Origin of the sequence: Paenibacillus thiaminolyticus (assembly GCF_003591545.1) — a bacterium.
GTDB classification, from domain to species: domain Bacteria; phylum Bacillota; class Bacilli; order Paenibacillales; family Paenibacillaceae; genus Paenibacillus_B; species Paenibacillus_B thiaminolyticus_A.
This window is the reverse complement of record NZ_QYZD01000044.1, coordinates 26,666-36,270: the sequence shown is the minus strand read 5'-3', so window position 1 is coordinate 36,270 and position 9,605 is coordinate 26,666. Positions and strand designations below refer to the sequence as shown.

Annotated in this window: 10 protein-coding genes; 5 read left to right on the top strand and 5 right to left on the bottom strand. The window is 51.9% G+C overall.

The features are described from left to right. Positions 1 to 357 precede the first annotated feature (357 nt). The 5 genes from DQX05_RS27170 (at position 358) to DQX05_RS27140 (ending at position 3,389) form a co-directional block, all read left to right on the top strand. The gene (locus DQX05_RS27170; RefSeq protein WP_259392256.1) at positions 358 to 1,383 is read left to right on the top strand and encodes a ferrochelatase; all 1,026 of its coding nucleotides are present in this window, start codon (positions 358 to 360) and stop codon (positions 1,381 to 1,383) included. Between the two features lie 595 nt (positions 1,384 to 1,978). Then, the gene (locus DQX05_RS27155) at positions 1,979 to 2,362 is read left to right on the top strand and encodes a serine hydrolase domain-containing protein (protein ID WP_119796417.1); all 384 of its coding nucleotides are present in this window, start codon (positions 1,979 to 1,981) and stop codon (positions 2,360 to 2,362) included. After that, positions 2,268 to 2,555 carry a serine hydrolase gene (locus DQX05_RS27150; RefSeq protein ID WP_119796416.1) on the top strand — a complete coding sequence of 96 codons (288 nt, stop codon included), beginning with the start codon at positions 2,268 to 2,270 and terminating at the stop codon, positions 2,553 to 2,555. The genes DQX05_RS27155 and DQX05_RS27150 overlap by 95 nt, the downstream gene beginning before the upstream one ends. Before the next feature lie 428 nt (positions 2,556 to 2,983). Continuing rightward, the gene (locus tag DQX05_RS32615) at positions 2,984 to 3,088 is read left to right on the top strand and encodes an S-layer homology domain-containing protein (RefSeq protein WP_259392255.1); all 105 of its coding nucleotides are present in this window, start codon (positions 2,984 to 2,986) and stop codon (positions 3,086 to 3,088) included. Between the two features lie 67 nt (positions 3,089 to 3,155). Continuing rightward, on the top strand, positions 3,156 to 3,389 hold the full coding sequence (locus DQX05_RS27140; protein WP_182914924.1) for a hypothetical protein: 234 nt from the start codon (positions 3,156 to 3,158) through the stop codon (positions 3,387 to 3,389). 87 nt (positions 3,390 to 3,476) lie between these two features. Here DQX05_RS27140 and DQX05_RS27135 read toward each other — a convergent pair whose 3' ends face one another. From DQX05_RS27135 to DQX05_RS27115, 5 genes are all read right to left on the bottom strand, one after another. Further along, positions 3,477 to 4,448 carry an ABC transporter ATP-binding protein gene (locus DQX05_RS27135; protein ID WP_087441591.1) on the bottom strand — a complete coding sequence of 324 codons (972 nt, stop codon included), beginning with the start codon at positions 4,446 to 4,448 and terminating at the stop codon, positions 3,477 to 3,479. Beyond that, on the bottom strand, positions 4,445 to 5,428 hold the full coding sequence (locus DQX05_RS27130) for an ABC transporter ATP-binding protein (RefSeq protein ID WP_119796414.1): 984 nt from the start codon (positions 5,426 to 5,428) through the stop codon (positions 4,445 to 4,447). Before DQX05_RS27130 ends, DQX05_RS27135 begins: the two co-directional genes overlap by 4 nt. Positions 5,429 to 5,438: 10 nt before the next feature. Continuing rightward, entirely contained in the window at positions 5,439 to 6,362 is a 924-nt protein-coding gene (gene opp4C / locus DQX05_RS27125) for an oligopeptide ABC transporter permease (protein ID WP_119796413.1), read from the bottom strand. A 15-nt stretch (positions 6,363 to 6,377) separates the two neighbouring features. Then, a complete protein-coding gene (locus tag DQX05_RS27120; RefSeq protein ID WP_119796412.1) occupies positions 6,378 to 7,334 on the bottom strand; it encodes an ABC transporter permease in 957 nt (318 codons plus the stop codon). Positions 7,335 to 7,413: 79 nt separating this feature from the next. After that, entirely contained in the window at positions 7,414 to 9,156 is a 1,743-nt protein-coding gene (locus DQX05_RS27115) for an ABC transporter substrate-binding protein (RefSeq protein WP_119796411.1), read from the bottom strand. Positions 9,157 to 9,605: the final 449 nt, after the last annotated feature.

Below are 9,605 nucleotides of genomic sequence, written 5' to 3'. Positions count from 1 at the left end.
TCCCATATCAGGGGCATGAAGTCTTTTTCATGTCAGGTTCTATGCAAGGCTAGTGCAAATAGCGGCTCAAATAGCAAAAATTGCTGCTTTCACGCAGGATTTCGCTGCCTCCTCCACTATCCGCTGCCACTTTACCCGCCGCCATTTTACCTGCTGCCGCTTTGTCCGCCGCCGTTTATCCTGCCCACATTCGATGTTGACCCGTCACGCCCCCCGCCCAACCGCCGACCCCAATCATTTTACAATGCCTCTATGAGCCTTATGAGATACCCCTTTTTGCCGTATCCACCCTATTTCTTTGCTTATTTTTTTCTCCGTGGCTTCACCCGGACTTATGGAAGGATGGTGAAGCCGATCATGATTGAGATGGAGCAGGATCGGCTGGTGGCTGGAGATCCGTTCGGCCCGACAGTGGCGGGGGCTGCGCCTGAACCGCCGGCATCAGCGGATGCAGGCAAGCCGGCGCAGGCCGTCCTGTTAACCGCATACGGCGCCTGCCGCTCGATCGATGATGTGCCGCTGCTGTACGAGCATATTATGCGCGGCCGCTGTTCCCCCGACGCCTTGGCCCGAGGCGTGAGCCGTTATCGGCAGACGGCGGCATGCGATCCGCTCTATGCCGTTACCGCGAGACAGGCGGAAGCGATATCGCAGCGGCTCGGGCAGCTTTGCAGCGCCCCGGTCCCCGTCTATATCGGCTACAAGCACTCGCCTTCCTTCGTCTCCGAAGCCGTGCGGCAAGCGGCATCCGACGGCATCTCCCGGCTGGCGCTGCTGCATCTGTCCCCCTTCAGCGCCGGAACCGGAATGTATATGCTCGAAGCCGCGCGTGCGGCAGATGGAGCGGATCCGCCTATCCGGGTAACCGCCGTGGCGAACTGGCAGGAGCATCCCGACTTCATTCGGCTGCTCGCCCGCCGACTGCGCGATGCTTATCGCTGGCTCCCTGCCGCCAGCTTGCCCGCAGCACGGGTCATCTTCACCGTGCACAGCAAGCCCGGCTTGCCTTCGGCCCATACTGCGTTTATCGCCCAATATTGCCGCCTCGCCCGTCTCATCGCGGAAGAGGCGGAGATCGGACGCTGGGACATCGCGTACCGGAGCGGCTTGCCCGCGCCCCAGCGCTGGCTCGGCCCGGATGTGAAGGACGTCATCCGGCAAGCAGCCGGCCATGGCTGCCAAGCGGTCATGCTCTGCGAGCTGACCTCGTTGACAGACAATGTCGAGGTCTATCACGATCTCGGCGAGGATGCGAAGCGGCTGGCCGAAGCATGCGGCATGCAGTTCGTGCGGACAGAGCCTGTCAATGATGCCTGGGACTTCATCGAATTCATATCAGACATTGTCTCCCGCCATCTGCTCGCCGGACAATATTCAGCCTGACACGCCGTTCATCATACCGGGCTCTTCCTCGCCCGAAGGATGCCCATAACGCCATTCAAGCGCGGATCCGCTCCGCGCTTTTTCTTTTCAAGTTCCGTGTCTTCATTTGCTTTTCAAATGTAAGATTACTGAAAGAATGATGAAAGCGCCTTTTGCCAATTCCGGTGATATCACAGAGCCTGTATACCAGAATTACGGCTTTCCATTAAGCGACTTTGCTCAGGTTAATACTCAGTTCAACCCGCAGCTATTGCGCAAGGTAAGCTATGAATTCGATCGAACCGAGACCGGCGCCGTTCTCATTACGGACATTGGCATCAGAAAATAAGCGGGAACCGTGTTAGTTTATTGTAAGGAAAGTGAAAGCGCAGGGACAGATTCGAATTATACAATGACGTTATCCTTGGGAAAGGATAGCTCTTATGAAGCAGAGAAAGGAGAGTTTATTTTGAAAAGGGTACGCTATCGGCAAAAAATAATGGTCTTATTAGCCGGGGTGTTACTAGTTCCACGCTTTCGCCAAGCGCTGCCCAGGTTCAAGCATCGGCCTCAGCAGCAAGCTCAACATGCAAGAGCAAGTCACAACCAGCTATGAATGCTCAGGACGTGTAAAGCCTTTGCTGATGAATTTTTCGCGAGACAGGATGTCAAAGCATCGGGTGTGCCGGAGGCGGTATTTGTCTTGGTAAAAGACGGAAAGGTCCAGTTGCAGAAAGGGTATGGTTATGCGAACGTAGAGAAAAAAAGTCCGGTCGCTCCTGAGAAAACCTTGTTCCGCATCGCATCGGTGTCCAAAGTCTTCACGGCAGCGGCGGTAATGCAGCTTGACGAGCAGGGGAAAATTGAGTTAAACCGGGATGTTCTAAAATTTAGGGGATATCAAAATGAAGAACAATACGAGGTCCCCCGTCACGATGGAGCATTTATTGACGCATACGACCGGATTCGATCCCCCTGTCGGAGATTCGATCTCAGATGATTTGTCTGTAGAAGTGAAGCTCGAAGATCATGTAAAAAGCTGGATGCCTACCGTCACCCGAACACCCGGTGAAGTGTATAAGTACGATAATATGGCGTATGGCTTCGAATATAGTTATCAGGATTCCTATAGCGGACAATATGTAATCGGAAAAGGCGGTGCTGCGCCGCGCGGCTTCCATTCATGGATGTGACTGCTGCCGGAGCAAAATGCAGGTGCATTTATCGTTTATAATAAGTCCGGAAATTTACGCGAGAAGCTGTTTGTGGCTTTTATGGATGGGTATTATCCGATGCAAGAGCAAGAAAAGCAAACCTATATTACGCTCACGCCAGACCAACTGAGACGCTTCGAAGGCGTCTATCGGGATGTGCGGATAAGCTACCTTATTACTCGAATTCATGCGACCACCGACGCAAGCAAACCGCCCAACCAAACGAGCCTCTCTTAGTCGAAGATGAGCATGGCAGCAAAATTGCCTTCAAGGCCAATCCGGACGGGTCGATTGCGTATCTGTACGCCAATACCGATCCGCTCGTCTGGGTAGAGAAGCTCGGCACGCCTCAGCGTTTTAAAGATATCGGGGAGCATCATCACCCTTATGAGGAATACGTCAATGGCTTGCCTCAGTTGGGAGTCGTCCAGAGCAAAGCGGATGGAACCTTTGGCGCGGAAGAGCCGCTGACAAGAGCGGAATTTGTGGAACAGGTGATGACATGGATATGACTTTATTACAGCGCCTGCGGATCAATTATTCGGGCCGAAGGAGAAAATTACCCGGCAAGAGGCAGCGGTGGCAAAGGTGATGCTGTCCATGGGCGCCAAGCCGGTCGAAGGCACCACGGCCGGAGATACAGATGCTTGGGCGGAAGATGCGGTCACATTTATTGTGGGCATAAAATTTTACGGCCCTGAGGTAACCCTATCGGCCGACGGAGCGGCAGATTATAAATCCAAGCAAGCGATGACACGCCAAGAGGCTGCCGCGCTGCTGTATCTAGCGTCGAAATGGAGTCTTGTCCCTTAACTTAACTGAATACGCAATAAAAGCGCGGAGTTGCATCCGCGCTTTTGCTTTCCAAGTTAGGTGTATGCCATGATGACTGCAACTTGACTACTCGACCAGATGACAAGCTACGTGGTGTCCGCTGGCAACTTCCCGGAATTCAGGTACGGCTTGCTTGCAAATATCCTTTGCAAACGGGCAGCGCGTATGGAACTTGCATCCGGCTGGCGGATTGGCCGGGCTTGGAATGTCGCCCTGCAGCACGATCCGCTCCGACTTGCGCGTCGGATCCGGAATCGGGATCGCCGACAGCAGCGCTTGCGTGTACGGATGCAGCGGGCGTTTGAACAGCTCGTCACGAGGAGCCATTTCAACAAGCGAGCCCAAGTACATAACGCCAATTCGGTTGCACAAATGTTCGACAACGGACAAATCATGCGAAATGAACAAGTAAGTCAAGTCTTTTTGTTCCTGCAAATCACTCAGCAGGTTAATGATCTGCGCCTGAATCGATACGTCCAGGGCAGATACCGGTTCGTCCGCCACGATGAAATCCGGATTCATGATTAGCGCGCGCGCAATTCCGATGCGCTGGCGCTGACCGCCGGAGAATTCATGCGGATAGCGATCGATATGGTAAGGAGCCAAGCCGCAAATCGTCAAAATCTCTTTGACGCGGTCGCGAATATCGCTCTTGCTTGCGAGACCGTGATCGAGCAGCGGTTCGCCAATCGCATCCCCGATCTTGATGCGGGGATTCAAGGAACTGTATGGGTCCTGGAATACAAGCTGCATTTGCGGTCTCATGCCGCGCAATTGCTTTTTATTTAATGAATGAATATCAGTGCCTTTAAAAATGACTTTCCCTTCCGTCTTGTCAAGCAGGCGAAGAATCGTCCGTCCCGTGGTCGACTTGCCGCAACCGGACTCGCCTACCAAGCCGAGCGCTTCCCCTTTTTGCAGGGTGAAGCTGACTCCGTCAACCGCACGCACATGTCCGACCGTCCGCGAGAAGAGACCGCCCTGGATGGGGAAATATTTTTTTAGATCTTGAACTTCGAGTAACGCTTGTTGGCTCATTGTGCTTTCCCCTCCTTCTCATACAGCCAGCATGACGCCTTATGTCCTTTCTCATAGGTCTTGAGCGTCGGCTGCTTCTCCGTGCACACCGCCATGCAATGCTCGCAACGGTCATTGAAATAACAATTTTCGCCCAGTTCAACCGGGTTCGGAACTTGCCCTGGAATCGTATAGAGCCGTTCCCGGCGCTCATTGATAATCGGCTTCGCCTTCAGCAACCCTTGGGTATACGGATGCTTCGGATTTTGGAACAATTCGATGACCGGCGCCTCTTCAATGACTTTGCCGGCATACATAACGACAACATGATCGGCCATCTCGGCCACGACGCCGAGATCGTGTGTAATCAGCATAATCGCCGTCTTGAACTCGCTCTTAATGTTGCGCATCAGGTCGAGAATCTGCGCCTGGATCGTAACGTCCAGCGCTGTCGTCGGCTCGTCGGCGATGAGCAGCTTCGGATCGCAGGTCAAGGCCATCGCAATCATAATCCGCTGCCGCATGCCGCCGCTCAGCTCATGCGGGTAGGCGTCGAAGATTTGCTCTGCGCGCGGAATGCCCACGAGATCGATCAGATCGATCGCCCGCTTGCGCGCTTCCTTCTTCGTTCCGCCCCGGTGCAGCAAAATCGGCTCAACCAGCTGTTCACCGATTTTCAATACCGGATTGAGCGATGTCATCGGTTCCTGGAAAATCATCGAGATTTCATTTCCCCGAATCTGACGCATTTCACGCTCTTTGATCTTCAGCAGGTCTTGCCCTTTATAAATAATCTCTCCGCCTTCGATTTTCCCCGGAGGCGCGACGAGACGCATCAATGACATGGCTGTAACGCTCTTGCCGCAGCCGGATTCGCCTACAACGCACAGCGTCTCGCCTTCTCTGATCGAGAAGCTGACATCATTGACCGCTTTCACGACGCCACCACTGGTATAGAAATTCGTCCGCAGATTGCGAAATTCGATCAAATTGTTTGCCATATCGTATCTCCTACCTCTTCATTTTCGGATCGAGCACGTCACGCAAGGCATCCCCGATGATGTTGATGGCAATGACCGTCAAGAAAATACAAACCCCTGGCGGTATCCACAACCACGGCCGCTTCTTAAATTCTATCATATTGTTCGCTGCCGAAATCATATTGCCCCATGAAGGTGTCGGCGGAACGACCCCGAGACCCAAATAACTCAATACCGATTCGTACAAGATGGAGCTGCCTACCAGCAAGGTTGCTACGACAATGATGATCGGTACCGTATTTGGCAGCAAATGGCGGAATATTTTACGTCGGTCGCGCAGGCCAAGCACTTCAGCCGCCTGCATAAACTCTTGTTCGCGCAGCATCAAGATTTGCCCGCGTACGAGACGGGATAAGTTCGGCCACGCCATAAATCCGAGCAAAAACATGACGAGATATATCCGCTGCGCCGGCGGAACCTTCATATCGGACAAGATCGCGCCGAGAATAATCAGCAATGGCAAGCTTGGAATCGACATCATAATGTCGGCAAGACGCATAATAACTGAATCTACCCATCCGCGATAGTAACCGGCAAGCGCACCCATCAAGCTGCCCAGCGTCACTGAGATAGCCATGGCGACGAGGCCTACGAGCAGAGAGACTCGGCCCGCCAGCATGACACGCAGCAGAATGTCGCGGCCCAGATTGTCCGTGCCGAGCCAATGTGAGGCGTTAGGCGGCTTGTTGCCGTTGCGGATATTCATCGTCTCCAGCGAATAAGGAGACACCACCGGTCCAAGGAAGCAGACGATAAACATAAGTACAACGACGATTGCTCCCGTGACCGCGAATTTGTTTTTCAGCAGTTGTTTAAATGCCAGCTTCCACGGGGAAGCCGGATTGGCCTGGCGCACATTAGCTCCTTTAACGGATTCAGCTACCGTTTGAGACACAAATAACTCCCCTTTCTACTTCATCCGGACACGAGGGTCGGCGACTCTGTAAAGTAAATCTGCTAAGAAATTCCCCAGCATCGTCAGCAGAGCCAGGAACATCGTGAAGCCCATCAACAGGAAGTAGTCACGGGCATTGATTGCGTCCAAATTAATGCGGCCGATACCAGGCCAGTTGAAGATTTTCTCCGTAATAATGGCGCCGGAGAACAGCCCTGGCAATTCAATCCCAAGCAGCGTAATTGCAGGAAGCAGAGCGTTCCGCAGCGCGTGCTTGAAGATGACGGTACGTTCTCTCAGCCCTTTGGCGCGGGCTGTCCGAATGAAGTCCTGACGGATTACGTCCAGCATGCTCGTCCGGAAATAACGGGTCAAGCTGCCAACGCTCAATGCCGTCAGCACGGCAACAGGCAACGCCAAATGCTGCAGCAGATCCCAGAAGCGCGCGAATCCTGTCGCATTGCTGCCTGACGTGTACATCCCGCCGACCGGCGCCCATGCCAAATCGACGGCAAACACTTTGATGGCGTATAACCCGACAAAGAACGACGGAAGCGACATCAGCGCGAAGACGAGCAGCGTAACCATGCCGTCAAAGAAAGAGTGCTGCTTGATCGCAGCAAAAACGCCGACTACAATCGCAATAGCCCAACTGAGCACAAGCACGATAGCGGCAATCAAAAAGGAGTTCCACATATAACGGTTAAGGACTGTGGTGACTGGCTGTTTGTGCTGCAATGACAATCCGAGATCACCTTTGAGCGTATTTTCAGCCCAAGTGAAATAACGTTCAACGAGCGGCTTGTCCAAGCCATGGATCGCTTTGAGCTCAGCTGCGCGCTCCTTCGACAGCGTCGGGTTGGAATCAATGAAGTTCCCCGGCGCCATCGCGAAGACCGCGAACAGCAGAATCGACACGCCGATAATGGTCGGAATCAGCTGCAACAGCCGCCGCAAGGCGTATTGTTTCATAATTATTCCTCCTAGCATGAAATAAGCCCGAATGCCCAGCCTGATGGCTGAGCATTCGGTATGCAGCACTTTGAAGTAATTATTGAATTTGGATAGTACTCAAATCATACGTAAAGTTGCGGTATGGCGACATATCGAAGCCTTGAATCCGCGCGTTCGTTGCCCACATATCACGACGTTGGTAGAGATAGATGTAAGGCAAGTCTTCGTTCAGCTCTTGGTAGATTTCTTTGAAGATTGGCTTGCGCTTCTCAACGTCGACTTCCTTGCCGGATTGACCGAATAGCTCGTCAATCTTCGAATTTGCATAGCCGATATCGTTTTGGGAACCGCCCGTCTTGAACACGTTCTCCATCGATTGCGGATCCGGAGTCAAGCCCCATGCCATGAACAACATGTCGAAGTCGCCTTTTTTACGCTTCTCGACAACAGCGTTGAAGTCCATTTGCTCTGCGGTAAGCTCGATGCCGAGCTCTTTCCAGTTCGCTTGGGCGACCGGAATGATCGCATCATTGACCGGGTTCGGAGAAGAAGCGGTGAACGTAACCTTGAACTTCTGTCCATCCTTCTCGCGAATGCCGTCGGCACCTACCGTCCAGCCTGCTTCATCCAGCAATTGCTTCGCTTTTTCCAGATTGAAATCGTACTTCGTTACTTCATCCGTGTAAGACCAAGAGTCCTTCGATTGCGGAATGTCAATGACATCCGCATAGCCTTGGTAGACCGCCTCAACGATTTGCTCGCGATCCAGTCCGTAAGTCAGCGCTTGGCGAACGCGCTTGTCTTGGAACATTTCTTTGTTATGGTTGAAGGCAATATAGCCGTAACCGTTCGTGCGGAACAGGTTGATGTCCAGGAAGCCCAGTTCCTGAAGCTGCTCTACCTGGTCTTTCGATACGGTAACCATGTCCATATCGGTTTCACCGGTTTGCAGCAATTGCACATTGGTTTCGTCTGTCGTAAATTTGAAGATCAGGTTCGGAATCTTCGGTGCGCCGAGATGGAAGTTCTCGTTCCCGGACAATACCGCTTCCTGTCCCGGAACGAACTTCTCCAGTTTGTAAGCGCCGTTGCCGAGCGGCTTCGTGAACAAATCTTTCATATAAGACAGATCGCCTTGCTTGTAATCCTTGCCATAGTATTCCTTGGATAGAACTCCTCCGTCACCGATGGCACCCAGCGCGAGAGCACGCGGCTCCAGCGTATTGATTTCAATTGTTCTCGGATCGATAACCTTGATCCCTTCAACGGAAGTCGCTTTGCCGTCTTTGTATTCTTGGCCGCCCTTGATGGCTGCATCCTTGACGATATCTGTCGGACCGTCATAAGACTTGTCATGCAGTACGGTTAATGTAAATGCAACATCTTCCGCCGTCAACGGGGAACCATCGCTGAACTTCAAGCCGTCCTTCAGCTTGAACGTGTAAGTAAGCTTATCATCCGAAATGGTGTATTCTTCCGCCAAATCCGGGGAATACGTTCCATCTTTGTTAATTTGAAGCAAGCCGGCGAACAATGCTTGTGTCACATACTTATCATATGCAGATTCAGCAAAGACCGGATTTAAGATGCCGCTTGGTGCAGTGATTCCGATGATAGCTGTATCTGTCCGGTTTGTCGCCGTTGCTGGAGACTTGCTCTTGTCCGTTGCCGGAATCAAGCCGTCAGCGACCAACTCGCCGTCTGCACCGTTATCTCCGCCAGGTGACTCTTGAGTTTGTCCTGCGGAATCGCCGTTGCCGCTATCGCTTCCGCCGCAAGCGGACAGCACGAGCGTCAAGGACAGGAGCAGGCACATCATGATGCTGAATCTTTTCTTCACTTTATTCTCCCCCTGATGTTCAATTTCTGATGTTTTTTGTAACCTTTGTAACTAGAAGTAGTTATAAAGTTGTATACATAAAAAATCATCGCGATGAGTAAAAAACGTTCGTTAACGCTTTATAGAACATTGGTCAAATAAGTTTGCAAAAAACCCCCATTTCATAAGCAGGAAACGAATATTTTTTCATAATACTACTTTATAATTTCGGTTTTGTAAATCCCTTTATGCTTTTTAATTTGAAAGTTTGTGGTTTTATGACGATAACTTTTTTTTATCAATTGTAGTAGAAAAGTCCGGGAAGCGCGCGGTTTTCGGCATGCCGAGTACGGAGGATAGTCGCATTTTTCGTCAAAATGTCCATCTTAGAGAAGACAAATTTCACAAAAATCCACCACTGGCGTTCATTTGCATGTTCTTTCACTTTTTTGCATAAACCTTGCATTCCC